This window comes from Roseibium sp. RKSG952, assembly GCF_009711355.1.
The window spans coordinates 15,900-41,440 of the sequence record NZ_SMMF01000899.1 but is presented as its reverse complement, the minus strand read 5'-3'; the positions used below and the strand labels follow the sequence as shown (position 1 = coordinate 41,440).

General features: G+C 59.1%; 25 protein-coding genes. 17 read left to right on the top strand and 8 right to left on the bottom strand.

Going from position 1 to position 25,541, the window contains the following annotated elements; genetic code table 11:
- Window positions 1-526: 526 nt before the first annotated feature.
- From cydD to cydX, 5 genes are all read left to right on the top strand, one after another.
- Complete coding sequence (gene cydD, locus E1297_RS16350; protein WP_155140079.1) at window positions 527-2,311, top strand: thiol reductant ABC exporter subunit CydD; 1,785 nt, start codon at window positions 527-529, stop codon at window positions 2,309-2,311.
- Window positions 2,308-3,972, top strand: coding sequence for a thiol reductant ABC exporter subunit CydC (cydC, locus tag E1297_RS16345; protein ID WP_155140077.1), 1,665 nt, complete (start codon window positions 2,308-2,310; stop codon window positions 3,970-3,972). Before cydD ends, cydC begins: the two co-directional genes overlap by 4 nt.
- Before the next feature lie 207 nt (window positions 3,973-4,179).
- A complete protein-coding gene (locus E1297_RS16340) occupies window positions 4,180-5,778 on the top strand; it encodes a cytochrome ubiquinol oxidase subunit I (protein ID WP_155140075.1) in 1,599 nt (532 codons plus the stop codon).
- A 6-nt stretch (window positions 5,779-5,784) separates the two neighbouring features.
- Window positions 5,785-6,942: a cytochrome d ubiquinol oxidase subunit II gene (cydB, locus tag E1297_RS16335; RefSeq protein ID WP_155140073.1), complete on the top strand. Its 1,158-nt coding sequence runs from the start codon at window positions 5,785-5,787 to the stop codon at window positions 6,940-6,942.
- A gap of 12 nt (window positions 6,943-6,954) precedes the next feature.
- A complete protein-coding gene (gene cydX / locus E1297_RS16330) occupies window positions 6,955-7,083 on the top strand; it encodes a cytochrome bd-I oxidase subunit CydX (protein ID WP_155140071.1) in 129 nt (42 codons plus the stop codon).
- Between the two features lie 87 nt (window positions 7,084-7,170).
- Here the strand turns inward: cydX and E1297_RS16325 are convergent, their stop codons facing one another.
- Window positions 7,171-7,713, bottom strand: a complete 543-nt coding sequence (locus tag E1297_RS16325) for a peroxiredoxin (protein WP_155140069.1) — start codon at window positions 7,711-7,713, stop codon at window positions 7,171-7,173.
- A gap of 815 nt (window positions 7,714-8,528) precedes the next feature.
- Here E1297_RS16325 and E1297_RS16320 point away from each other — a divergent pair.
- The 3 genes from E1297_RS16320 to E1297_RS16310 all read left to right on the top strand — a co-directional run bounded on the left by E1297_RS16320 (window position 8,529) and on the right by E1297_RS16310 (window position 10,247).
- A complete protein-coding gene (locus E1297_RS16320) occupies window positions 8,529-8,969 on the top strand; it encodes a MarR family winged helix-turn-helix transcriptional regulator (RefSeq protein ID WP_155140067.1) in 441 nt (146 codons plus the stop codon).
- A 153-nt stretch (window positions 8,970-9,122) separates the two neighbouring features.
- On the top strand, window positions 9,123-9,530 hold the full coding sequence (locus tag E1297_RS16315; RefSeq protein ID WP_196223331.1) for a hypothetical protein: 408 nt from the start codon (window positions 9,123-9,125) through the stop codon (window positions 9,528-9,530).
- Between the two features lie 387 nt (window positions 9,531-9,917).
- On the top strand, window positions 9,918-10,247 hold the full coding sequence (locus E1297_RS16310) for a YnfA family protein (RefSeq protein WP_155140065.1): 330 nt from the start codon (window positions 9,918-9,920) through the stop codon (window positions 10,245-10,247).
- 89 nt (window positions 10,248-10,336) lie between these two features.
- Here E1297_RS16310 and E1297_RS16305 read toward each other — a convergent pair whose 3' ends face one another.
- Window positions 10,337-10,522 carry a hypothetical protein gene (locus E1297_RS16305; RefSeq protein WP_155140063.1) on the bottom strand — a complete coding sequence of 62 codons (186 nt, stop codon included), beginning with the start codon at window positions 10,520-10,522 and terminating at the stop codon, window positions 10,337-10,339.
- A gap of 169 nt (window positions 10,523-10,691) precedes the next feature.
- Here E1297_RS16305 and E1297_RS16300 point away from each other — a divergent pair, with 169 nt between their 5' ends.
- Genes E1297_RS16300 through E1297_RS16290 form a run of 3 tightly spaced genes read left to right on the top strand, consistent with a single transcriptional unit; the run spans window position 10,692 to window position 12,883 of the window.
- Window positions 10,692-10,895, top strand: coding sequence for a hypothetical protein (locus E1297_RS16300; protein WP_155140061.1), 204 nt, complete (start codon window positions 10,692-10,694; stop codon window positions 10,893-10,895).
- A 56-nt stretch (window positions 10,896-10,951) separates the two neighbouring features.
- Window positions 10,952-12,007 carry a tRNA dihydrouridine(20/20a) synthase DusA gene (dusA, locus tag E1297_RS16295; RefSeq protein ID WP_155140059.1) on the top strand — a complete coding sequence of 352 codons (1,056 nt, stop codon included), beginning with the start codon at window positions 10,952-10,954 and terminating at the stop codon, window positions 12,005-12,007.
- 45 nt (window positions 12,008-12,052) lie between these two features.
- A complete protein-coding gene (locus E1297_RS16290; protein ID WP_155140057.1) occupies window positions 12,053-12,883 on the top strand; it encodes a sulfite exporter TauE/SafE family protein in 831 nt (276 codons plus the stop codon).
- A 23-nt stretch (window positions 12,884-12,906) separates the two neighbouring features.
- Here E1297_RS16290 and E1297_RS16285 read toward each other — a convergent pair whose 3' ends face one another.
- The 4 genes from E1297_RS16285 to E1297_RS16270 all read right to left on the bottom strand — a co-directional run bounded on the left by E1297_RS16285 (window position 12,907) and on the right by E1297_RS16270 (window position 16,019).
- A complete protein-coding gene (locus tag E1297_RS16285; protein WP_155140055.1) occupies window positions 12,907-13,620 on the bottom strand; it encodes a TIGR02281 family clan AA aspartic protease in 714 nt (237 codons plus the stop codon).
- Window positions 13,617-13,793, bottom strand: coding sequence for a DUF1289 domain-containing protein (locus tag E1297_RS16280; protein ID WP_155140053.1), 177 nt, complete (start codon window positions 13,791-13,793; stop codon window positions 13,617-13,619). The genes E1297_RS16285 and E1297_RS16280 overlap by 4 nt, the downstream gene beginning before the upstream one ends.
- Window positions 13,794-13,837: 44 nt before the next feature.
- Window positions 13,838-15,019: an alpha/beta hydrolase gene (locus E1297_RS16275; protein ID WP_209015816.1), complete on the bottom strand. Its 1,182-nt coding sequence runs from the start codon at window positions 15,017-15,019 to the stop codon at window positions 13,838-13,840.
- Window positions 15,020-15,167: 148 nt separating this feature from the next.
- Window positions 15,168-16,019 carry an adenosylcobinamide-GDP ribazoletransferase gene (locus E1297_RS16270; RefSeq protein ID WP_155140051.1) on the bottom strand — a complete coding sequence of 284 codons (852 nt, stop codon included), beginning with the start codon at window positions 16,017-16,019 and terminating at the stop codon, window positions 15,168-15,170.
- Between the two features lie 117 nt (window positions 16,020-16,136).
- Between E1297_RS16270 and cobT the strand changes: the two genes are divergently transcribed.
- From cobT to E1297_RS16250, 4 genes are all read left to right on the top strand, one after another.
- Complete coding sequence (gene cobT, locus E1297_RS16265; RefSeq protein WP_155140049.1) at window positions 16,137-17,159, top strand: nicotinate-nucleotide--dimethylbenzimidazole phosphoribosyltransferase; 1,023 nt, start codon at window positions 16,137-16,139, stop codon at window positions 17,157-17,159.
- Between the two features lie 97 nt (window positions 17,160-17,256).
- Window positions 17,257-17,949 carry a uracil-DNA glycosylase family protein gene (locus E1297_RS16260; protein WP_155140047.1) on the top strand — a complete coding sequence of 231 codons (693 nt, stop codon included), beginning with the start codon at window positions 17,257-17,259 and terminating at the stop codon, window positions 17,947-17,949.
- A 436-nt stretch (window positions 17,950-18,385) separates the two neighbouring features.
- Window positions 18,386-18,868, top strand: a complete 483-nt coding sequence (locus E1297_RS16255) for an Lrp/AsnC family transcriptional regulator (RefSeq protein WP_196223332.1) — start codon at window positions 18,386-18,388, stop codon at window positions 18,866-18,868.
- A 98-nt stretch (window positions 18,869-18,966) separates the two neighbouring features.
- The gene (locus tag E1297_RS16250) at window positions 18,967-20,427 is read left to right on the top strand and encodes an FGGY-family carbohydrate kinase (protein ID WP_155140043.1); all 1,461 of its coding nucleotides are present in this window, start codon (window positions 18,967-18,969) and stop codon (window positions 20,425-20,427) included.
- Between the two features lie 54 nt (window positions 20,428-20,481).
- Here the strand turns inward: E1297_RS16250 and E1297_RS16245 are convergent, their stop codons facing one another.
- Entirely contained in the window at window positions 20,482-21,363 is an 882-nt protein-coding gene (locus E1297_RS16245; RefSeq protein WP_155140041.1) for an NAD(P)-dependent oxidoreductase, read from the bottom strand.
- A 349-nt stretch (window positions 21,364-21,712) separates the two neighbouring features.
- On the opposite strand from E1297_RS16245, the gene E1297_RS16240 reads away from it, so the two are divergent.
- Window positions 21,713-22,603, top strand: coding sequence for a LysR family transcriptional regulator (locus E1297_RS16240; RefSeq protein ID WP_155140039.1), 891 nt, complete (start codon window positions 21,713-21,715; stop codon window positions 22,601-22,603).
- Between the two features lie 403 nt (window positions 22,604-23,006).
- A complete protein-coding gene (locus E1297_RS16235) occupies window positions 23,007-24,347 on the top strand; it encodes a Xaa-Pro peptidase family protein (RefSeq protein ID WP_209015815.1) in 1,341 nt (446 codons plus the stop codon).
- On the opposite strand, the gene E1297_RS16230 is transcribed toward E1297_RS16235, so the two are convergent.
- Complete coding sequence (locus E1297_RS16230) at window positions 24,342-25,502, bottom strand: PLP-dependent aspartate aminotransferase family protein (RefSeq protein WP_155140035.1); 1,161 nt, start codon at window positions 25,500-25,502, stop codon at window positions 24,342-24,344. The two genes, E1297_RS16235 and E1297_RS16230, sit on opposite strands and share 6 nt — an antisense overlap.
- Window positions 25,503-25,541: the final 39 nt, after the last annotated feature.

The following is a 25,541-nucleotide window of genomic DNA, read 5'->3' as shown; positions in this document are numbered from 1 at the left end:
CCTTGTTGCACTTCGCAGCTGAATCCACCCGCACCTGCGGGAAATGGGCAAAAAAAAAGCCGGTGGGCCGGCTTTGAAGTTTTCAGCGGGTATGATGGTGTGAAAAACACACCAGGGTACAAGAAGTAGAATGTCGCAGCCGGAGCTACTGATCTGAAACAACTGTCTTAAAGCACTCAAAACATGCTTTGGTTGTATGAGTATATGATAAACACGTTCTCTCTGAGATTGCACCCCCTAAAATTGCGGGGTGGGAGGAATTATTTCCGGTTGTGTCTGCGGGTGCTGCATGGGTGCCCGGCAGGGCAAGCTGCAACCCCGTACCTGCCCGAGGTAAGACATGAGCGCCAGGTTTCCCGTGGACTGCGATGATCGGCTGCAGGGGGCATTGGCGTACAGAACTGGAAAAACCGGCATGAAGCGGTTAGATAATTTGCGGAATTGTGCATTTTGCGCAGCGGTTTGAGCTTCAGAGCACCGGGCAGCGCGCAGGCTAGGGCAACGACCGGGACATCGGGAAGCATTTATGAAGCAAGCCGCCAAAGAGCGTGCAGGATTTCAGGGACAAGCAGCTGCCGCGCCGGATGCGTCCACTGTCCTCTTAAAGTCGGATGAGCGCAAAGCCCTGAAGCGGGCTGGCCTTTTGTTGTGTTTCTCCGACATTTGCTGGTTGCCGCAGGCCGGACTGGTTGCCTATGCCGTGGCAATGCTGCTTTCGTCCGTGGCATCTACCGGCACGAACGCCCTCGCGGCTTGGGAACTGGTGGCTTGTGCGCTCGGTTTTCTTGGGATCGGTGCCGTGCGGGCCGTGTTGCAAAATGTCTCTGGAAAACTGGCGCGCCGAACAGCAGACACGGTCAAGACCCGCAAGCGCGCGGAGTTGCTGGATGCCGTTACAAGCGCATCCCCGGCTTCGGACCTGCCGGGGAGTGGCCGGATCGCAGCCCATATCAGCGAACAGGTTGATGCGCTGGGTCCCTATCTCGCCAATTTCATGCCACAACAACAGCGCCTCAAGATCGTCCCCCTGGTGATGTTGCTGGCGACCTTGCCGGTGAGCTGGCTTGCAGCAGCCATTCTTCTTGTTACCGGACCGATGATCCCGGTGATGATGGCCTTGATCGGCATGGGGGCGAAAGCCGCCAGTGAAAAACAGCAGGACGAACTGACCCGGATGAGCGGTGTCCTGCTCGACAAGGTCCGTGGTTTGCAAACCCTGAGATTGTTCGGAGCCCTGAAAGAGACCGAGACCGAAATCTCGGAAGTCGGCGAACGGTTTCGCAACGGCACAATGGATGTGCTCAAGATCGCCTTCCTGTCCTCAACCGTTCTGGAGCTGTTCAGTGCGATCGGCATTGCCTTTGTCGCGGTCTATGTCGGTTTTTCCCTGATTGGCGACATTTCCTTCGGAACCTGGACGAGTGTGCTTTCGTTCGGGCCGGGCTTGTTCATTCTGCTTTTGGCGCCGGAGTTTTTCGCACCGCTTCGCTCCTATGCAATCGCCTATCACGACCGGGCGGCCGGGCTGGCGGCGCATGGCAAGCTGAACGAACTGGCGGCGGAATTGTATGCGGCCGGTCACAATTTGAGAGAGACCGGCGAAGCCCGCATCAACCAGATGAGTGAAGGGGCAGGGCATCCGGGTGCGCCCGAAATCGTTTTCCGGCAGGTACGTGTTGGCCGGAGCGATGCACCGCGGGTGGCGGGCATATCCTTCCGTGTCGAGGCCGGGCAACCGGTCATTTTGCGGGGGCGCAGCGGGTCCGGAAAGACCACGCTGATCGATTGCCTGTTGGGATTTGTTGCGCCGGATGCGGGCGAACTGTTGATCAACGGGTCGCCCCGAAGCGACCTTTCGCGCGAAGAGTGGCGCAGGTCACTTGCGTGGCTGGGGCAGGAGCCGCGGCTGTTTCACGGCTCTATTCTGGCCAACCTTCGTCTGGCCAATGCGCAGGCAACAGAGGCGGATATTGCCGCCGCCTTGAGACTGGCCGGTGCGGAGGCGTTTGTCCGGCGGCTGCCGAAGGGCCTCAGGACGGTGATCGGGGAAGATGGTTTCGGCTTGTCCGTCGGAGAGGGCCGGCGTCTTGCGCTCGCGCGGGCCGCACTGCGCCAGGAGGCAACATTGCTCCTAGCGGACGAACCGACAGCCGGACTGGATGACGAGACTGCGGCGGATGTCATTGAAGGTCTGAAGCAGTTGGCCGCAGGGCGAACAACGCTTGTTGCCAGCCACGACCCGCGGCTGTTTGAACTGGACTGGCGCCAGATCGATCTTGCGGGCTGCCGGAAAGCGGAGGCGGTGGCATGACGGCGATATTCTCCATCATCACGCGTCAATGGCGCCACAACCGGCTTGCCTTTTTCCTGGGGCTGCTGGTTGCCTTTGTTCCCGCGCTGTCAGGCCTGGCGCTGCTTGGGGTGTCCGGCTGGTTCATCACGGCTTGCGCGGTGGCCGGACTGACCGGGGCCTTCCTGAACATCTTTATTCCGAGTGCGGTCATTCGCGGCCTTGCGATTGCCCGCACGGTGGGGCGCTATGGCGAACGCATGGTGACACATGATGCGACATTCCGGTTCCTGACCGGAATGCGAACCGGACTGTTTGCCGGGCAGGCCGCGCGCAACATGGAGACGTTTTCCGCAAAACGCAGCGGTTCGATGCTGAACCGCCTGACTTCCGATGTCAGCCTGCTGGATGCGGTCTATCTGCGGTTGACCGTACCCTTTGTGCTTGTCATCGGGACGGCAGCGCTCCTGTGTCTTTGGCTTGCGCAGGTCGATCTCCGGCTTCTGGCCGTTTTCGGCGCCTTTGTGGCTGTGATTGCGGCACTTGTTCTTCGGCTGAAAGGCGCAAACCGGCAGACGGCGCGGCGGCTTGAGGCCGGGCACGAAGCGATGCGAATCCGGAGTGTCGACCTTGTTGCAGGCCGCCGGGATCTTGCTGTTTATGGTGGCCTTGATCTCGCGGCGGATCGTGTTCTTGAGGCCGATTGTCTTGCCTCCCGGTCGCAGGCGCAGATCGACGACAGCACCGGAAAATTCACCGCCCTGTCGTTTTTTGCAGGGCAAATCTATCTGGCGGCCATGGTCCTGACCGTGGGGCTTTTGATTGCGTCCGGTGCCGTTCCTGTCGGTATCGGGGCAGGCGTGCTCCTGGTCAGTATTGCCTTGCCTGAAATCATCGGAGGCATGTTCCCGGGGCTCGCGGCCTTGCCCCGGATCCGGCGCGCAGCCGAACGGGCGGACCGAACCCTTGTCTGGGGGGAGGCCAAGTCCGGAAGCCTCGCTGTTTCTGCCGGGGCCGCTGCCTCGGAAGCAGGGCCGGTTTTGTCGCTGGAAACCGTGTCTTTTGGCTATCCCGGTGCGGAGCGTCAGGTTCTGCGGGAATTCAATCTGGCCGTCGCACGCGGCGAAACGGTCGCGATCACCGGGCGCAGCGGTTGCGGGAAATCGACTGTATCGGCGCTGGCTGCCGGTCTCATTCAACCCGCTTCAGGACGTGTTCTGCTCGACGGACAGCCGGTTTCCGGCTTTGGCGAAAGGGACCTTCGGAAAAAGGTGACCGTCCTGACACAGCGGCCATATTTGTTTCATGACACGGTGGCGGCCAACCTGCGCATCGCCGATCCGGACGCCGGAGACGACGCATTGTGGCATGCGCTGGAGCGTTCCAACCTTGCCGGGCGCATCAGGCGTTTCGACAAGGGTCTGCAGACCATGCTCGGCGAGGGCGGACTTGGGTTGTCCGGCGGTGAGCTGCGGCGGCTCGGGCTTGCGCGCGCCTATTTGACACGGCCCAGTCTCTGGATACTCGACGAGATGACAGAGGGGCTGGATGATGAGACCGCGGCCGATGTGCTTGATCGCTTCTTTGCATTCAAGGGCGATGCGGCGGTTCTGATGATCGCCCATAAGCCTCAGGAGATCGCCCGGGCGCAGCGCATCGTCAAACTTCCCGAGGTTGAATAGGGTCGAAACCTCAGGGGCTTGCCGACTGTTTCTAATCTGGATCAGGTCCGAGTGTTTTTTGACACGGGGTCCACGTATTACAACGTATGGGCTCTTTTTGCGACGGTGCTAGGGTGCGGTCAGGCATTGCCATGCGCAATGCAGACGTCCTGTGCCGGAGCTGGGCCCTGAGGGGCGGGCCGTTCCGGCCAAACCGGAGCGTTCTAAATGGAATTCGATATCGTTCATCTGTCACGGCTCCAGTTCGCCATGACCGCGCTGTATCACTTCCTCTTCGTGCCACTGACACTCGGATTGTCCATCCTGCTTGCAGTCATGGAAACCGTCTACGTCATGACCGGCCGCGAGATCTGGAAGCGGATGGTCAAGTTCTGGGGCACCCTATTCGGCATCAACTTTGTCCTGGGTGTGGCCACGGGGCTGACCATGGAATTTCAGTTCGGGATGAACTGGGCCTATTTCAGCCAATATGTCGGCGATGTCTTCGGGGCACCGCTTGCGATCGAGGGCCTGATGGCCTTTTTCCTCGAAGCGACCTTTGTCGGGCTGTTTTTCTTCGGCTGGGACAGGCTCTCCAAACGCCAGCATCTGGCGGCGACCTGGGCGCTTGCCTTCGGGACGAACTTCTCGGCGCTCTGGATCCTGATCGCCAATGGCTGGATGCAGCATCCGGTTGGCGCGATGTTCAACCCCGACACGATGCGCATGGAAGTGACGAGCTTCTTTGATGTGCTGTTCAATCCGGTGGCTCAGGCGAAATTCGTGCACACGGTGTCCGCCGGCTATGTGACGGCGTCGGTTTTCGTGATCGGAGTGTCGGCGTGGTATCTTCTGAAAAACCGCCACAACGCGATTGCAAAACGCTCGGTCGCAGTGGCCGCAGCCTTCGGGTTTGCCTCATCTCTTTCCGTTGTGGTTCTTGGTGACGAGAGCGGATATGAGGCCAACATCAACCAGAAAATGAAGCTCGCGGCGATTGAAGCGATGTGGGACACCGAACCCGCACCGGCGGCATTCAATCTCGTTGCGCTCCCCGACATGCAGAAACGGGAAAACCTGTTTGCGATCGAAGTTCCCTATGTCATGGGGCTGATTGCGACGCGCTCGCTGACGGAGGAGATCCCCGGGATCAAGCAACTGGTCGGGGAAACCAAGGATCGCATTCGACAGGGGGCGATTGCCTGGCACGCGCTTCAGGAAATCCGAGACAATCCGCAAGGCGTCTCCCAGTCGGTTCGCGATACCTTTATCCAGAACCAGCATAATCTGGGGTATGCCTATCTGTTGTTGCCCTATACCAATGATCCCACCAAGGCGACGAACGAGCAGATCGACAAGGCCGCCTGGTCGACTGTCCCGGAAGTCCTGCCGATGTTTTATGCCTTCCGGATCATGGTGGCCTTCGGCTTCTTCTTTATCCTGCTGACGGCGGTTTTCTTCTACTATTCCTCCACGTCCAGGCTGGACATGCTGGCGCAAAAGCGGCGCTGGCTGCTTTATGTCGCGCTCTGGTCCATTCCTCTGCCATGGATCGCCAGCGAGATGGGATGGTTCGTGGCCGAATATGGCCGTCAGCCCTGGATTATCGAGGGAATGCTGCCGACCTTTGCGGGCGTTTCCAGTCTCACGGTAACAGAGGTCTTGTTGACACTTGCCGGGTTTGTGGCCCTTTATTCGACCCTGCTGGTGATCGAAATCACTCTGATGATCAAATACATTCGCAAGGGACCGGATGACGGGCATTTGCCCGGTGACACACCGGCGGCACCCGTTCCGGCACATCCGATCCCGGCACCAGCGGAGTAAGCGGCCATGGTTCTCTATGAATTCATTGACTACTCGACACTCAAACTCATCTGGTGGCTGCTTCTGGGTGTGCTTCTGATCGGGTTTGCCATGACTGACGGCTTCGATATGGGCGTCGGAGCCCTGTTGCCCTTTGTCGGGCGGACCGATACCGAACGCCGGGTGGCAATCAACACGATCGGTCCGACCTGGGAAGGCAACCAGGTCTGGTTCATTCTGGGCGGCGGAGCGATTTTTGCCGCCTGGCCGCCGCTTTATGCGATCAGCTTTTCCGGCTTCTATCTGGCGATGTTTGTCGTTCTGGCAGCGATGATCCTGCGCCCGGTCGCTTTCAAATACCGCTCGAAGCGTCCTGATCCCGGCTGGCGCGACCGTTGGGACTGGGCCTTGTTTGTTGGCTCGTTTGTGCCCGCACTTGTGTTTGGCGTGGCCGTCGGCAATGTCCTGTTGGGGATCCCGTTCAAACTCGATCCCGATTTGCGGATGACCTATGACGGGTCGTTCTTCGGGCTGTTTTCGCCCTTCACTCTGCTTTGCGGGCTGTTGTCGGTCTGCATGCTGGTGATGCATGGCGGGGCATGGCTGGGCCTGCGGGCCAACGGGGTTGTCGCCGAACGCGGCCGCCGTTATGGCTCGTTCGCCGCCATCGGAGCCATCGTACTGTTTGCTCTCGGTGGCTATCTTGTTTCGGCCGGGTATGTCGACGGCTACAGGATCACATCCCAAATCGACCCGAACATGCCGTCAAATCCGCTTTGGAAAACGGTTGTGACCGGAGATGCCGCGTGGATGCAAAACTACGCGGCCTATCCGATCCTGTGGCTGGCTCCCGCCCTCGGGTTCCTGGGTGCATTTGGAGCACTCGCCGGTCTCAACAGCCGGTTCGAGCGGCTGACCTTCGTGTCCTCGCAACTGTCGGTATTCGGCATCATTGCGACTGTCGGCGTGTCGATGTTTCCGTTCATCCTGCCAAGCTCGGTTCAGCCGGATGCCAGCCTGACGGTTTGGGATTCGGCATCGACCCACAGAACCCTGTTCAACATGCTGGTGGCGACGATCATCTTCATGCCGATGATCCTGATCTATACCGCCTGGGTCTATAAGGTGCTGTGGGGCAAGGTCGACGAGCAGACCATCGAAAACAACAACGACACGGCCTACTGAGGAGAGAAAACGATGTGGTATTTTGCCTGGATCCTCGGCATGCCGCTGGCATGCTGCCTCGCAATCCTCAATGCCATGTGGCTGGAAATGCGGGAGGACGACAAAGAGGCCGTCAAATCCGGCAAGCCGGTGCGCAGCTAACCTGCCGCTGTGAGGCGAATGCTGCCCTTGCGCGCATCAATCGGACATCCCGGCATTGCCCGGGATGTCCGTGTTTGGTCCGGATAATCAGGCTGCAGCCGACTTCGGCGCGCGCAGGTTTTCCAGAATGTTCTGCGGGGACGAGACGCCGTACGGGTCGCTTTCACAGTTGTCGGAGAAACCGTCTTCCTCGAACCACATTTCGACGACGCCGTCATTGATCACGGCAGCGTAACGCCAGGACCGCATGCCGAAGCCGAGGTTGTCCTTGGCGACCAGCATGCCCATCTTGCGGGTGAACTCACCGGATCCGTCCGGGATCACCTTCACGTTCTCAATGTTCTGGGCCTTTGCCCAGGCATTCATGACGAATGCGTCATTGACGGAAATGCAGTAAATCTCGTCCACACCTTCTGCCTTGAACTCTTCGAAGAGCTTTTCAAAATCCGGAAGCTGGAACGTGGAGCAGGTCGGGGTGAATGCGCCGGGCAGCGAGAACACGACAACGCGCTTGCCCTTGAAGTAGTCGTCGCTCGTCTTGTCTTCCCAGCGGAAAGGGTTGGGACCTTCGATGGATTCGTCGCGGACGCGTGTGCGGAACGTGACAAGCGGAACCTTCTTGCCGAGCATGGCTAACTCCTGAAAACCGATAATGATGTTGAGGACCGGAGGGGCGTCTGGTCATGCCGGTCGAAAGGGAGGATGAGCGGCTACTGACGCCCCGGTCATCCGTGCAATCATATAGTCGTTGCGCTGCGGTGCAGCAAGGGTGAAGCGCTTCCGGGAACAGTTCTGTTGTGAGAAACGTCGGGGCGCGCTTGCAGATGATACGACGGTAGAAGGAAGCTCCGGTGCAAGCGTGGATTCTTACGGCCAGCCCAGTTTGCGTTTTGGCATATGCGGGCAGGACGCATTGGCTGGTGGGTCCTGGTGAACTAGAGCGCAAACTGCGGCACACTGTAGGAGGCTCAATCTGAAGCGCTCTTTTTTAGGGGACGCCTCTCAAGGCATGATCCAGTTTGACAATCAATCGTTTATGGCGAACCAAACCTCGCCTTTGCATTGGCACGCTTCTCGGCTGAACCCACCCCCGGCGTGCGTAGCCCTTGTAGTGACACTGGGCAGAAGCCGGTCTCCAATCAAATGCACAGTTTTTTCGTTTGAGAGCTCGCTGCCGGTCTCGCAAAAGCTGCGGTGGATCGCTCTTCGAAACTCTTCCAGCAGAAACGGCAGAAGCCCAGAGTTTCGGCCTTGGTGATTATATCCGCAGAGCCGCTACGTTCTTTTGCGTGGATAGCGCCGTCAGGATAATAATTCTGAATGCATCAATTGCGCCTGTGAAGTAGACCGAGAGATAAGTTTGACGAACTCTGGGAGTGCTGCCGTATGGATTTCGAACTCTCCTAGGGTGATTGACAATAATAACTATATTCAGAGGGGTGAGGATGTACCAGATCAAGGAAGGGTTGAGCTTTCAAATATCACTAACCACAAGGGTGATGGAGCGGCATTTCGAACGCCTGCTGGCGCCGCATGGTTTAACCCGTTTGATGTGGTGCATTCTGGTAATGGCCGGACATTACCGTATTACCAAGCCGTCCCAGATGGCGGACCATATCTGTGTCGACCGGACCGCCATTTCCCGCGTCTTGCGCAGTATGGAACTTGCCGGCCTGATTGCGCGGGAGAAGAGTAAGAGCGACGGGCGGGGCCGGGATGTGGTTCTGACCGGACATGGCAGCACAAAGCTTGAAGCCCTTTTGCCGGATGCGCGCGACTGCGCCCGCCATTTTGACGAAAAACTCGCAGGTGATGAGCCGGAACTGCTCAAGCGGTTGCTGGGCAAATTGACCGAAGGTGAGCCGGTGACCTTTTCCGAGTTTTAGCTGGCTTTTCGGACACAGTCCTCGTCTTTTCGTAAAGGATCGCCGTGCCGGACTTTTTTCGACCCAATTCCCCCGGCATGGGCATGGCAACGGGTTCGCGGGTAGGGCGCACGGATCGAACGGTTTGATATGAGACGGGTCAAAGGGACTTTGATGATGATCGCACTTGCGTTGGCTGGTGCGGAACTTGCCCATGGGCGCAATGGGGAAGCAAGGGCAATGCCTGCGCTGACTTTCGGAGAACTCGGCGGATTGGATATTGACGGCGACGGTGCCATCAGCCGCGATGAATTCATGGTCTTGAACACGGAGCGGTTCGAGGCGCTTGATCTCAACCGCGACCGGAAAGTCTCTGCCGCCGAGATGCGAACACACAGGTTGGCGCTGGGTGGCGGGGAAGGCAGCGTGCAAGCTGCCGCCACCGATCAGCGGGCGATCGACCTTGCAGATACCAATCAGGATGCCCAGCTCGATCATTCGGAGTTTGCGTGGCTTGGCGCTCAGGTGTTTACCGCGCTTGATCATAACAATGACGGGTTTTTGAGCCTGAGGGATCGTTAGGCAGCAGCGCGTAGCGGCTTGCGGGCCGGCATGAAAGCTGTTGGCCACAGGTTGGGTTCGTGGGAGGCAATCTATTCGGTTGTGCTTTTGAAGCCATGATTGTGGTATCGAAAACTACCGAGCTATTTGAGTGCTTTATGGAAAAGGTGACGTCATAACCTTTATCAATTTGATATAATTGGTTATATTAGAATGTGTGGTCGATGGGGCCACGTGCACAGTAACTTGGCGGCGCCTCTGGCGCCGTTTTTTATGCCATTGCGTATGAAGTGTGTTCCTGGTTTGCAAGGGCATGGCAACCGTGTGTTGCTTGGAAACCATGTTGGCGTTGACAAGCGGCAAGACCTTCAGGAGGCTGCTTGGAGTCGGATTGCACGTGGAGGGCACATGATCACGATTGCTGCATATATAGGAGCTGCACTTGCCGAAATTGCGGGCTGCTACTCCTTTTGGGCGTGGGTGAAATACGGCAAGTCGGCCTGGTGGCTCTTGCCCGGGCTCGTGTCGCTGGCCCTGTTTGCCTATTTGCTGACATTTGTCCATACGCCGGATGCCGGGCGTGCATACGCCGCTTACGGCGGGGTCTATATTGTCAGCTCCATCGCGTGGCTTTGGATGGTTGAAGGCGTTCGGCCCGATATCTTTGACCTCACCGGCTCGGGTCTGTGCATAATCGGCGCGATTGTCATTCTGGTTGGCCCGCGATTGGCAGCTTAAGGTGCGGAGCCTGGAAACGCGTTCCGTCGGTGCGGGGTTACGGCATCGGCTGAACGCATTTTGGGAACGGATTATCGGGCGTTCGAGACTTATTGTATGGTGTCGAACGGGTTTGCGTCGCATTCGGCCGGTTCGCTCATGTATTCGCGGCGCACCCCCGGAAACGGGATGATCTCCGCGCCTTGCAAGTGCTTTGACTTGATGATGATCGAGATCCCGCGCCGGGACCGCGAAGCCGGCCGTGCGGCAGAAGCAAAATCGAGTAAGGTGCCCATCTTGTCCTCCATTGGTTCCAGTTGCACTCATTCGATGACCATCAAGATAGTCGGATTGTCTGGTGCGTGGTGTGATGCCTGTCACGAGACAAACGGATTTGGCGATTTGGGGCGCAGGCTGCGATTTTGCGTAATTTTGTGAGGTATAGAACGGGAGGCCGGGTGACGCATGAAGCGGTCGCGTGCCGCCGAAGAGATCACCCCGCAGCAGTTGGTGGTTCGTTTGGTCAAGCGGGAACCTGCCGGTCCAGACTTTCGGGTCGCGTTTTTCCGGTTTTTCGGTCATACAGGGCGCGACATCAAAATGCATTTGACCAATATGCAGGCGGTGAGCGCTGAACGAATGCAGAAGGGCTCGCATCCGCTTGAGTGAACAGGCCGGGCGGTTCGTAAGAGACGTGATGGAAACGTGTCAGGTAAAACGCGTAAATGACTGAAAACAAGAAAAAAACGCTGGATTACACCGATCCCGGCCTCAGGCCGCGCTTTGCCGTGGCGCCGATGATGGATTGGACGGATCGTCATTGCCGCGTGTTTCACAGGCAGTTGAGCCACCGGGCGTTGCTCTATACCGAGATGGTGACAAGCGGTGCCGTCATTCATGGTGACCGTGAGCGCCTTCTTGGATTTGATGAGGCCGAACATCCGGTGGCGTGCCAGCTTGGGGGCTCCGATCCAAAGGACATGGCAGCGTCCGCGCGGATCGTTGAGGACTTCGGGTATGACGAGGTCAATATCAATGTCGGGTGCCCATCGGACCGTGTGCAATCAGGCAGTTTCGGCGCCTGCCTGATGCAGGACCCGGATCTGGTTGCTTCTTGCGTGAGCGCCATGAAAGCGGAGGTGTCGATCCCGGTGACGGTCAAGTGCCGGATTGGTGTCGACGAGCAGGATCCGGAAGTTGCCCTGGACGCCATGGCCGACAAGGTTTTTGCCGCCGGTGCCGACGCGTTGTGGGTGCATGCGCGCAAGGCGTGGCTGCAGGGTCTCAGCCCAAAGGAAAACCGCGATATCCCGCCGCTTGACTACGATCGGGTGGTGCGTTTGAAAAAGCGGTATCCCGATGCGTTCATCGGGTTGAACGGCGGGCTGCAAGACCTTGATCACGCAGAGAGATTTCTTGAGTGTGTTGATGGTCTGATGCTGGGACGTGCGGCCTATCATACGCCGCAAATTATGACCGGGGTCGACCGCAGGCTTTATGGTGCGGGCGGTGATGATGTGTCGCCCTGGAAGGCCGTCGAGGCCTATCTTCCCTATATCGAGCGGAAGCTCGCCGGGGGCGTCCGGCTTGCCCACATGACGCGGCACATGCTCGGACTGTTTCATGGCCGGCCGGGGGCCCGGTCGTGGCGGCGCATTCTGACCGTGGAAGCGATCAGGCCCGGGGCAGGGATCGAGGTCGTGACCAAGGCGTTGTCTGCGGTGAGTCCACAGGACGATTACGAGACCGGACCCGATCTGAAGTCTGGCCACGCGGCATGACATCCGGCTAGCATGGGATCTTCTGCCACCCATTGATGGGGTATCATGGATCTGTCATTGCTGTCCGGTCACGCGCTTGCGCTCGGCCTTGCTCTTGTTGCCTCCGGCGCGGTGGCCGGTTTTCTCGCTGGTTTGTTCGGGATCGGTGGCGGTGCGGTGCTTGTGCCCGTACTTTACCAGTTTCTCACCGTCCTCGGCGTCGACGAGAGCGTGCGGATGCATGTGTCGGTCGCGACATCTCTTGGGATCATCGTGCCAACCTCGTTCCGGTCATTCATGGCCCACAAGAAGCGCGGAGCCGCCGATGTGGCGCTGTTGCGCTCCTGGTTGATCCCGCTGCCGCTGGGCGTCGTGGCTGCAGCACTGGTGGCCGCCTACATGAGCGCTGACGAGCTCAAGGGCATATTTGCCGTGATTGCCTTTGTGCTGGGCTTGCGGATGTTGCTGGACCAGCCGCACTGGCGGCTCGGCAGCGATATTCCCGGCGAGCCGATACGCGCGATTTGCGGTGCCCTGATCGGGTTCTTTTCGACCTTGATGGGAATTGGCGGCGGGGTGATGAACAATACCTTCATGACCCTTTACGGCCGTCCGATCCATCAGGCTGTTGCGACATCGGCGGGCACAGGCCTCATGATCTCGGTGCCGGGAACAATCGGCTTGATATGGGCGGGCTGGGGAGATCCGCATCTGCCGCCTTTTTCCGCCGGTTATGTCAATCTGCTGGGGGTCGCCCTGATCATTCCGGTGACCACTTTTTGCGCACCGCTGGGCGTGAAAGTGGCCCATGACATGCCGAAGCGCCGCATGGAGCTGCTATTCGGCACGTTCCTGATTATTGTGGCCGCACGGTTTGGGTATGGCCTGCTCGGTTGATACCCCGGCCGGCACCTGCTGTTCTAGGGCGAGATGATCAGCTGGTCGCCCTGTATCCGCCAGCTGTGAAACCGGTCAAGGCCGGTCATGCCGAACAGGCTGGTTTCGAGAGCGCCCGACTTGGCCACGAACCCTTGCACATTGTCAAACTGGGAGTCGGCAATCCGGATGCTCTTGATCCGCACCGGTGCCACCAGGGCCCGGCCGTTTGCCGTGGAGACCGGGGCCGTGTAGGACAGTTGCGCCAGGTTGAAACCGGCCCGTTGCGCGTCGCGCGCAGTCAGGACAACGGCGCTGGCTCCAGTGTCGAGCAGGAAGGTCACCGGGACGCCGTCCACGCGCGCATCGATATCGAAATGACCGCCTCCGTCACGCACGATCACGATCGAGCCGTCAGACTGCTGCACCGCGAGCCCGGGCGCCAGGGCGCCAAGGACACGATAACCGCCTTCAACGACATCGTCCCGGAAGACATAGACGACAACGAGCAGCAGCATGATGCCGCCCCAAACGAAAAAAGCTTTGAAGATGTCTTTCACGCGCACCCGTCCAAAAACAAGATAGGACATGAAAACCGTCAGAAGAACCAGCAACATGACGAGACGCGGACCCGTCCGGTCCATGTCCACATCTTCCGGGTTCGTCGGGTAATCAAGAATGAAATAGAGAATGGCCGCCAAGGACACCAGCGCGATAACGGCGACAGCCAGTGCCCGGACCATATTTCGCCGGCTCATCCGCAACTCGCAAAAAGCTGCAGCCGTCTCTGATCAAGGTCTTTCATGACGCTGTCGCGTTCCTGATCGCTCATTTGCGTCCAGCTGGCGATTTCGGTGAGCGTGCGAAAACAGCCGAGACATGTCTGGCTTGCCTCGTCGATCTTGCAGAGTTTGATGCAGGGAGACTTCATTGCTTGCGAACTGGTTTCCGGTCCATGAGTTTCGTGAGGAGACCTTAGCGGGTACCGGTTGTCAATGTAATAGGCGCTGTCACGATCGTGATCGGAAGCGTGACGGCATCGGTGAGAAAACTCCCGAGATCCCGACCCGTCTGGCGCAATTGACTGTCGTTGGGGTCGAACGAAGTCAGCTGGTCCTGCAAAATCACGTCATGAAGTTGGGGCGCAACCTGGGCAAGCTGGGCAAATTTCCCATGGTTGGCCGCGTCCTCTGATTTTACTTCGGTCAGGTCTATGACTACAGCTCCGAGTTCGGCCAGTTCGACATCGTTCGAATAGGCGCCGACCCGTTCCTTGCCGCCGGCAATCGCTCGGGAGAGGCGCAAGGCCTTGTCATCCTTGGAAATGATCACGACGTAGGGTTTTTCTGGCTTGCCAAGTCTGCGCAGTTGGGACTTGAACAGATCGATATCAATGTCCGGGGCGGCCAGAACCACCTGTTCGATCTTCCCATCAAGTCTCTTGCGTTTTTCTGGAGGCACACGGCTTGCAGCTTCCATCAGCAACCAGTTGCCCATGGAATGGGCAAGGATGACGATGTTCTCTGCCTTGCTGTCTGCGAGGTCGGTGACGGTTTTGATCAGCGCATCGCGGGCGATCGCGGCGCTGTTGAGGTCGTAAAGATAATCCTGAACGTTTCCGCGGGACGCCCATGTGAACAGCACCGGAACGCCTTCAAACTCGGAATCATTGACGAATTGCGTGAACCGGTAAAGGCTTTCGGCAAACAGGGTGTTGTAGCCGTGGATGAACAGAAACACCGTCCGGTCCTTCTTGGGCAGTTTTGCAAGGCGCTCGTTCAGGCGTTTGTTGAAGGCTGCCTCGTTCGGGATGTATCCCGCATCCCGGACGACGAAATCGGTCTCCGGATTGCCCGGCGGGGTCTGAGGCCATTCGATCTTGCCCGGGACATGGGTGGGGGGAACTGAAATCTTGACCTCCGCGAAGTCGAGACCTTCAGAACGCCGTTCGCCATTGAAAAAGGTGCCTGGCCGTTCGTCGCGCTGGCGTGTCGTGACGACAAGAATGTCCTGAATGGTTGCATCGGGGGCGGGGTCGAACGAAATCGCCAGCGCACCCGCTTCAGGACGGCTACTGCAAGCAGCCAGAAACACGCACAAAAGCAGCGCCGGGAAAATGCCGGTTGTCCGGGATTGCATGATGATGAGACGTGCCACGTGTTCCGTTCCGCCGGCGCAGGACCGGTATCTTGTTGAGTGCCTTGGAAAGCTTGTTGAGTGCCTTGGAAAGAAGATTGCAAAGCTTTGCAGCACCTTGCAAACACAAACGCTGCCTGGATAACGTAAGGGCATTGACCTGTTGCTGTTAGGAAACAATCAGAAGACCGATCAGCAGGGCAATGGCGCTGACTTGTTGTGTTGCGCCAAGGACATCCCCTGTTTGCCCCCCGATCTTTGCCATCGCAAGTCTCCCCACCGCATATGCTGAAAGACTTGCAAGGAGAAGTCCGCAAACGAGGTTTGCAAGCGGGAGTGAAACCGCCACGGGGATCAGAAGGACAACACTTGTCAGATAGCCATGGCGCACGGCCGCCGGTTTGGGCGTTCCAAACCTTGCGCCAAGCCCGGACGGGCGGGCCGCGGGCAACCGCGCCCACTGCCCAACCATCAGGCCGCGGCTGAACGCTTCGCCAAACAGCAGCAGGAGTGCAGCGGCAAAGGGACCGAACCGGTCAAGCAAAGCCGCGATCAGCGCCGCTTTCAGGCCGATGGATACGGTCAGCGCCAAGGCCCCGAAGGCGCCGACGCGGCTGTCCTTCATGATCTCCAGCCGCCTTTCAGGAGTGCCGCCGCCGAAGAACCCGTCAATGACATCCGACAGGCCGTCCTCGTGAAGAGCACCCGTCACGGCGCACAAGACGGCGATTGTCAGGAATGCGGCCGCGAGGGACGGAAGGGCTGTTAGTCCGAGGACCCAAAGAATGACCGCTGCCGGAAAGCCGGCAACCAGACCGGCAAGGGGAGCGGCCCGTGCGCTGGTCGAGAAATCCGGCAGGGCGGCCGGATCGTCGAAGCGTCCGAGGCTCGGCAGCGGCAGGCGTGAAAAGAACCGGACGCATAGTGCGGTGTCCGAGACAAGGCGCAGGACAGGCGGGGTGTGGCGTGTGTCGTCTTCAGAAGAAGGCGCGGCGGTTTCGGGCTTTGAGGGCTGCTCCATGAAATCCAGTCTAGCGTGCGCGGTTTCATTCGTCGCCGGTCTTGTGTTTCGGGGTTGCGCCGGTATAGATCGGCGGCTCGACTGCGGCAATTCCCTTCTCTCAGGAGCCTCGCTTTTATGTCTGTTTCCGATACAGCCCTTCCGTTCGATGATATCCGCAATCTGGTGCGCTCCATGCCGGGGCCGGATGAGGAAGCCACACAGGCTGTGCGTAGCCGCGATGCGCAATTGACAAAGCCCGCAGGAGCGCTTGGCAAGCTGGAAGAAATCGCCGCATGGCTGGCGGCGTGGTCCGGGAAATCCTCGCCAAAGGTGACCCGGCCGCTGGTTGCGATCTTCGCCACCGCCCATGGTGTTGCCGACAAGGGGGTTTCGGCCTTCCCGAGCGAAGTCAACCGGCAGATGGTCGAGAACTTTGCTGCAGGCGGCGCGGCCATCAACCAGATTTGCAGGACAAATGACATCGGCCTCAAGGTATTCGATCTGGCCGTCGATATGCCGACCCCGAGCATCACGGAAGAAGACGCGCTGGACGAGGCCAATTGTGCGGCCACCATGGCTTACGGCATGGAAGCGCTGGCGGGGGGAATCGACCTGATTTGTCTGGGCGAAATGGGCATCGGCAACACCACTGTCGCGGCCGCCGTCTTGAATGGTCTGTTCGGCGGCACGGCGGATGAGTGGATCGGGCGCGGGACCGGTGTTGATGACGAAGGGCTTGCCCGCAAGCGGGCTGCTGTCGAAATGGCTGTGTCGCGCCTGAACGGTGAAAAGGACCCGCTTGAGGTTCTGCGCCGGGTCGGCGGCCGCGAAATCGCCGCGATGGCCGGTCTGATCATCGCTGCCCGGCTTCAACGGGTTCCGGTCATTGTTGACGGGTTTGTGACCACGGCAGCGGCAGCAGTGGTTTATGCCATGGACCCGGAAGGGCTTGACCATTGCCTGTTTGCCCATGTCTCGGCCGAAGCCGGACACCGGCGGGCTCTTTCTCACATGGGCAAGGAGGCCTTGTTCGATTTCGGCATGCGTCTTGGTGAAGGAACCGGCGCAGCCCTTGCCACAGGCATCGTCAAGGCAGCTGCCGAGACCCATAACGGAATGGCGACCTTCGCCGATGCGGGTGTTTCCGGGAAAGACTGATCCGCCGGGCGTGCCAAGACTGTGACGGCGGACAAGGGGACTTGATCCGCCGCAAGGCCTTTACAATAGCAGCGGGGTTCCGCTCTGGTGCCCGTTCATGCAAGGGCACAGTCAGGCATTTGTCAAACATCGGGTGAGCAGGATCACTAGGGTTTACGATACTGCACCTGAAGACCTCACGGACTTGGCCGCAAAGGTACGCGCGTGCCGGATTTGCCGTGATTCGCCCGGCATGGCACCACTTCCCCATGAACCGCGCCCGGTGCTTCAGGTGTCGGGGCTTGCAAGGCTGTGCATCTGCGGACAGGCGCCGGGCACGCGGGTGCATGCGAGCGGCAGGCCGTTCACAGATCCCTCCGGCGACCGGCTGCGCCGATGGATGGGAATTGACGAGCAGGTCTTTTACGATGCCGGCCGCTTGGCCATCGTTCCTATGGGGTTCTGTTTTCCCGGGCTCGACGCAAAGGGTGGGGACTTGCCGCCCCGGCCGGAATGCCGGAACGCCTGGCACGACCGGATCTTTGCCGCGATGCCGCGTCTGGAGCTGATTGTCCTGATCGGCCAATACGCCCAGGCCTATCATCTGGGATCGGCGCGGAAGAAAAGCCTCACCGAGACGGTGGCCTCCTGGTCTGAAATCCTGAACGGGACGCGTTCCGCAGGGCGTCCGGCCTTGTTGCCGTTGCCCCATCCATCCTGGCGCAACAATGCCTGGCTGAAAAGGAACCCGTGGTTTGAAGCCGAGTTGGTTCCGGTGTTGCAGAGCCAGGTCGCCCGGTTGACTTCTTGACCGGGCACAAACGGAAACAGGAAACTTAAAAAGCGCGCCGGAAGGTGGGAGGAGAGGAGCTTTTCCGGCGCGCTTTTTTACAAGGACCCGCTGCTTCCGGTGGGAGTGGAGGTCGTGGAGAGTTGCAGCTCTTTTCGATCCTTGCGACACTCCTTAAATAGCAATGTAAAAAATACCAATGCATGTCCGAATGGTTAAAGATCCTGCATGTAAGGGCTGTGCAAGGCATCTAACGCGACAGGCGGGTGTTGCCCGAGTGTGTGAAACGGCGTGTAACCGGACAGAGCGTGAAACAGATTTCTCAATACCATTGTTAAAAAAAAGAATGAGAAAAAGCTGTTTCGATTGCGGGGCTCTCTTGAGCAGAAAAATCTCTTACCTTATGTGACGTGGGTATTGTTGATGCCTCCGGGCCCGTCGAAGGAAAACTCCCATGCTGGACCGTATTGACCGCCGTATTCTGTCGATCCTGCAGGAGGATTGTACCGTGCCGGTGGCCGAGATCGGGCGCCGTGTCGGTTTGTCGACGACACCGTGCTGGCGGCGGATCCAGAAGATGGAGGAAGAAGGCGTCATCACCGGACGGGTGGCGATTTTGGATCCGAAAATGGTGAACGCCAAGGTGACCGCATTCGTCTCCATCACCACCAGCCAGCATTCCGAGGATTGGTTGAAGAAATTCGCGGATGTGATCCGGGAGTTTCCGGAGGTCGTCGAATTCTACCGGATGGCCGGGCAGGTTGACTACCTGCTGCGTGTGGCCGTCCCGGATATCGAGGCCTATGACAGCTTCTACAAGCGCCTGATCGCCAGGATCGAGATAGCGGACGTGTCCACGACCTTCGCGATGGAGCAGATCAAGTCCACTTCCGCGCTCCCGCTCCAGTACATGGCAACGGAGAAACCGCGGGCGGAATAACGTTTCGGAAAAACCGGGCAGCCCGGTTGTGAGCCAACTCTTCCGGCGGCAGTATACCCGTCGAACCGAACCGCGTGCTCACGGCCGGGAGTTGATTGATGGCAGACGCATTCCTTGGAATTGATCTTGGGACAACCTCCGTCAAGGCGGCGCTGATCGACAGCAACGGGCGCGCCCTTGCGACCTTTTCCGAAAGCTACACCACAGTACGTCCGGCTGCCGAACATGTCGAGCAGGACCCGATGGACTGGGTTAGTCTGATCGAGACGGCCTTGAAAAGTCTGGCTGATGCAGGTGCGGCTCACACTGTCAGGGCTGCCGCTCTGACCAGTCAGGTCAACACACATGTTTTTGTCGGTGAGGCAGGGGCTCCCTTGCATCCTGCGATTGTCTGGCAGGATACACGGGCCAAGGCCGAGGCCGGTGAACTCGACGCACAGCTGAGCCCCGAGGAGAAGATCGCGCTTTTCGGCGGTCCCGTTCCGATCGATGCCTCGCATGTTCTGGCCAGAATGCTCTGGGTGAAACGCCACAAGCCGGAGATCTGGGAGCAGACGGCCCGGGTGCTTTTGCCCAAGGATTTCGCTCTGGCGCATCTTGTGGGGCATGTGGTGACTGACGCCTTGTCCAGCATCCGGATGGTCGGGCCGGGAGGGAGCTATATTCCGGAAGTTATGGATCTTGTTCCCGGCGCTGCCGACCGGATGGCTCCAATGTCGCCGATTTCGAAAATCATCGGCGAGATCCGTGACGGCCCGTTCCGGGGAGTGCCGATGGTCACCGGCTCCATGGACGGTTGGGTCGGTCTGATCGGCGGGGGCGCCGTTCTGGATCACCACCCGGTCTATCTTGGCGGCACCAGTGAAATCCTCGGACTTTCGTCACGGGCGGACACGCATGAGCCCGGCGTCGTCGTCTTTGCCGAATCCGAGGGTGTGCGGATACATGCCGGGCCGACCCAGTCCGGAGGTGCGTCACAGGCTTGGTTCTGCCGTCTCGCGGCGGTGACACCGGAGAACATGGCGGAACTTGCGGAAGCTGCGTCGGAACGGACGCCCCTGTTCCTGCCGCAACTTGCCGGAGAACGGGCGCCGCTTTGGGACGCAGATTTGCGGGGGGCTTTTCTCGGGGTCGATTTTGGCATGTCGATGCCTGAATTTGCACGGGCCGTGTTTGAAGGCGTTGCGTTTTCGGCAAGGCATGTACTGGAAGCGCTGGAAGTGTCAGCCGACACCCGCTCCGACACGCTTTATTGTGGTGGCGGCGGCTTCCGCTCTGATATCTGGGGGCAGATACGCGCCAATGTGCTCGGCAAGCGCCTGAAACGGCTGGAGGTCAATGAACCGGGAATTGTCGGCTCGGTCTGTCTCGCAGCGCTTGCCGCCGGATATGGCGACACACTGGCCGAGGTGCATGGGTTGCTTGCGCGCTACGACCGGGTCTGGGAGCCGGATGCCAAGGCGGCCGCCCGATATGATGAGTTGTTTGATATTTACAAGGACGCGATCGGGGCGAACCGCGCGATCGGAGCGAGATGGAATGCGGCGCGCTCAGGCTGAATGAGGCGGTTAGCTAACAAGGACCGGCGGAGGGGCGTCCGCCGGCCTGCAAGACTATTTCTTGCCGGTGGTTTCCAGCCGCGCGATCAGGCTCGATGTGTCCCAGCGATTGCCGCCCATGGTCTGCACGTCCGCATAGAATTGATCGACCAGTGCCGTAACGGGCAACCGTGCGCCGGTCTCATTCGCGGTCTTCAGGCAAATGCCGAGATCCTTGCGCATCCAGTCGACGGCAAAGCCGAAGTCGAACTTGCCTTCGTTCATTGTCTCCCAGCGGTTTTCCATCTGCCAGGATTGCGCTGCCCCGCCCTTGATGGCCGAAATGACTGTGGGAACATCCAGATCCGCCTTCTTGGCGAAGTGAATTGCTTCCGACAGGCCCTGAACGAGCCCGGCGATACAGATCTGGTTGACCATCTTGGTAAGCTGGCCGGCACCGCTCGCGCCCATCAGGCCTGCGAATTTGGCAAAACACTCGATGACCGGCTTTGCCTTGTCGAAGGCATTCTGGTCTCCGCCGCACATGACGGTTAGAACACCGTTTTCAGCGCCGGCCTGTCCGCCGGACACGGGCGCATCGATGAAGCTGCAATTTCTCTCCTTTGCAGCCGCATGAAGTTCGCGCGCCACTTCTGCGGAGGCGGTCGTGTGGTCGATGAACACAGCCCCCTGTTTCAGGCCCTGAAAAGCGCCATCCGGACCGGTGGTGACCGAGCGCAGGTCGTCGTCATTGCCCACGCAAGCCAGAACGAAATCGCAACCTTCGGCAGCCTCGCGCGGGGTCAGTGCGTGGCTTCCGCCATATTCCGACACCCACTTTTCCGCCTTGGGTGTTGTGCGGTTGTAAACCGTTACCTCGTGTCCGCCCTTGGTCTTGAGAAACCCCGCCATGGGGTATCCCATGACGCCGAGACCGATGAAAGCGACTTTTGCCATGCCGTATTGTCTCCCGCACACAGAAAGGCCCGGCTGGGAGCCGGGCCGGATTGAAGCTCGCAATTGGGTTGTACGGGACTTGAAGCCGTCTGTCAGCTCAGAACCAATGCGGACGGCGGTGCCACAAGCGGGCATGGCGGTGCCGTTTCGCGGACTGTTCGTCAAGGTGGTACTGGGTGGCGGGGTCAGGGCGTGTGCTGGTTGAAAAACGGCTGGCTTCCAGGAAAGTACGAGTGCGTGAATCCAACATGATCTTACATCCTCCAAACTTGAGACTAAGAGGAATATGGCTTTAGATATGAGGTAATGCGACTCAACAAGTTTTTCGATATGTTAGGTCACGTAACATATGAAATGGCGCGACATTCCTTCCCTGAGCAGTCTGCGGGCCTTTTGTGCCGTGGCGCAAACGCGCAGCTATTCGACGGCGGGCCGTGCGCTCAATGTAACCCATGCAGCGGTGAGCCAGCAGGTCCGCGCGCTGGAAAGTCACTTCGGCTTTCCGCTGGTTGTCCGGGAGGGGCGTGGGATTGCGTTGACGCCGGAAGGTCAAATCCTGTTTGAGGGGGTGCACGAGGGGTTTGCAAGGATCCTGAGTTCTGTGGAGCAGCTGAGCGATGACCGGGAAGCAAGGCCGTTGAACGTTACGGCGACACCGACCTTTGCGGTCAGCTGGTTGATGCCGCGTATTTCCGAGTTCCGGATGATGCATCCGGACATCGAGTTGATGTTGAACACCACCGCCGAAGTGGTCTCGCTTGAGCCGGGCGGCGTTGATCTGGCCATTCGGTATGGCGGCGGGGAATGGCCCGGGCTGGACGCCGAGCTGTTGCTGAAAACCAACTACGTGGTTGTTGGTGCCACGAGCCTTGTCGGGGACGTCGAGGTGCGCGAACCCGAAGACTTGCTGCAGTTCCCGTGGCTGCAGGAGGCGGGAACGAATGAAATCGCCATGTGGCTTGAAAAACAGGGGGTCATTCCGACGGGCAAACTCAGTGTCAGCCACCTGCCGGGCTATATGGTTCTGGACGGGTTGCGGCGCGGGGACGGGATCTGCGCGGCTTCACGGGAGTTTGTTGCGGGTGAACTGGAGGCCGGCCACCTCAAGGTTCTGTTTGAGGATCTGCGCGGCGAAGGTTCCGGCTACTACATCGTGACACGGCCGGGGGTGCAAAGGGCGCCGGTCAAGACATTTGTTTCCTGGCTGCGCAGTCACAAGGGGGAGGGCGCTGCAAGGTGACGCAATTTATCTATCATGATGCCCGGTCGGGTGCGGCAATCAAACTAGGTGTCAGATCCAGTAGTTTGGGCGCCAATGCGGAAGGTTAGACACCGGGCCGTCGTCCTTTGGGCCTGCCACGGTGTATTTGTTCTTGGCTGAAGGCTGTTGCTTGTGTTCCGGGCGGGAGCTCCCGAACAATCTTTGCCTGAGGGTTTTCATGGTATTTCCCCCTGTGAGGGCGTTTAAATATGTATCCTGCCTTTATGTAATGAGCTGTTAATCGATCCTGTAATTAAATTTTATTATTATTCTGTCGCCCCTTTGTGCAATCGGCCTGTTTGGCAACGTTCAAGACACCCAGCATTTTATTGGCCTCGGACCAGGCACTTTGTTTTATCAAATGTCGCGTTGCGGATGGAGCGTGTCCGATCTGGAGAGGTTGGGCAATCGCGGAACCTTGTATAGTACCGGCTGGTACGCGCTATTGGAGGGAGAGCCTGTGGCAAATTTCGACTGGCATGCCGAACGCAGCGACCTGTCGGGGATCGCGCTTCTGGATCGAGCCCCGGAGAGTGACGGCATTGATCTTCGTGCCGTCCGGCTCTACCGGCGCCAGCGGGTGCGGGACAAGATGGCCGAATACGGGGTCGATGCCGTGATCCTGTCGGACCCGGTCAACATCCGGTATGCGACCGGCACGCGCAACATGCAGGTGTTTTCCCAGCGCAATGCCCCGGCACGCTACCTGTTGCTGACGCGCGACAGGTCGATCCTGTTCGAATTCACCGGCTGCGCGCATCTGGCGCAGGGCTATGAAACCATTGACGAGGTTCGCCCCTCGTCAACAGCGAGTTTTGTTGCTGCGGGACCGGAAATTGCCGCGCGCGAACGGCGTTGGGCGATCGAAATGGCGGATCTGATCGGGGAGCTGGCCGGCACGGGCGCAACGGTCGGGCTGGAGCGTCTGAATGCGGGGGCTGCCATTGCGCTGAAAGACTGCGGACTGACCATCGTTGATGCCCAGCAGCCGGTCGAAATGGCACGGGCTATCAAGTCGCCAGAAGAAATGAAATGCGTGATCGCCTCCTTGCGGGCGACCGAGATCGGTGTCGGAAAATTACGTGAGGCCATCCGGCCGGGATTGACCGAAAACGAACTCTGGTCAGTGCTGCACCAGTCGATCATCGCGCAAAACGGCGATTATTGCGAAACGCGTCTGCTCAATGCGGGCGCGCGCACAAATCCCTGGTTTCAGGAGACGTCGTCGAACATCATCGGCGAGAACGAGTTGATCGCACTCGATACTGACGTGGTCGGCTGCCATGGGTACTATTCGGATTTTTCACGAACCTTTCATTCAGGGCCGGGCCGCCCGGCAGCTGCGCAGCGGGATCTCTACAAGACAGCCTATGAGCAGGTGCAGCACAACATGGACATTCTCAAGCCCGGCATGAGTTTTCGCGACTATGCTGACCGGGCCTGGGACATTCCGGAGAAATATTACGCCAACCGCTATTATCTGTCGGCTCACGGCTGCGGCATGACCGGCGAATACCCCTATCTCTACCATCATGGCGACTTTCCCGATGCCGGCTATGACGGCGTCGTTGAACCCGGCATGACCATTTGCGTTGAAAGCTATATCGGTGCGGACGGTGGCAAGGAGGGGGTGAAACTGGAACAACAGGTTCTGATCACGGAAACCGGTCTTGAGCTGCTGTCGCAATTCCCGTTCGAAGACGATTTGTTGCAAGGCTCATAAAACACCGAGCGCCTGCTCGAAATCGGCTTTCAGGTCGTCGAGATGCTCAATGCCAATGGAAAGCCGCAGGAGGTTTTCAGGGATGCCGGATGTGCCGCCCTCGATCGTGTAGCGGTGTTCGACAAGGCTTTCGACGCCGCCAAGGGAAGTCGCGCGCTGGAACAGGGAGAGCGCTCCGGCAACCGTCAATGCGGCCTCCTTGCCGCCTTTCACCAGAACCGACATCAAAGACCCGAAACCGCCGGACATTTGGGCCACGGCAACGGCATGCCCGGCATGGGAGGCCAGACCCGGATACAGTACTTTCTCGATCTTGTCGTGGTTTTCAAGATAGCTTGCCAGCCGGTCTGCATTGGCATTCATGCGCTGAACCCGCAACCCGAGGGTCCTGAGGCCGCGCAGCAAAAGCCACGCCTCGAAGGATCCCATGACGGCACCGGCCATCTTGCGTTCTTCGCAAATGAAGCTCCATGCGTTGCTGGCCGGGTCCTTTGCCGTCACCACCCCGCCAAGCAGATCCGAGTGCCCGTTCAGGGCTTTGGTTGCCGAATGCACGACAAGATCCGCACCAAGGTCCAGTGGTCTGAGAACGAGTGGCGTTGCGGCTGTCGCATCGACGGCGAGCAGGGCACCGGCGGCCTTGCAGCGGGCCGCGATGGCCTGGATATCGGCAATTTTCAGATAGGGGTTGCTTGGCGCTTCCAGCCAGACAAGCCCGGGTTTTGAAATCGCAATGTCGTCGCTGAACGTGCTCAGGTCAGCCGCATCGGTTTCGATGAGGGCGATGTCATTGCGCTCGCAGTGCTTGCGCAAAAACAGGGTGGTGCCCCAGTAGATGCCGGATTGGGCCACAAGGGTGCCGCCGGGTTTCACGGTTCGTGCAACGGCGGCGATGGCGGCCATGCCGGATGCAAACAGGCGGCAGTCCGCTCCGTTTTCCAGTGCCGCTATCAGCTTCTCGGTCTTGTGAAACAGATCGTTGTCGTCTCGGGCGTACAGATGTCCGGGATTGACAAGGTTATAGGCCTCGTCCCGCGCAAAGGTCGTGGTGAGCGGGATTGGCGGCACAATCGCGCCGGTTGCCGGGTCGGTGCCGCCGCCATGGGCCAGAAGACTGTCGGGATGAAGGCGCGGTTTGCGGGGGTCCTGATCCATGACGGTCTCCTGCCCGGTTCGAGGGATGGGAAGCGCGGG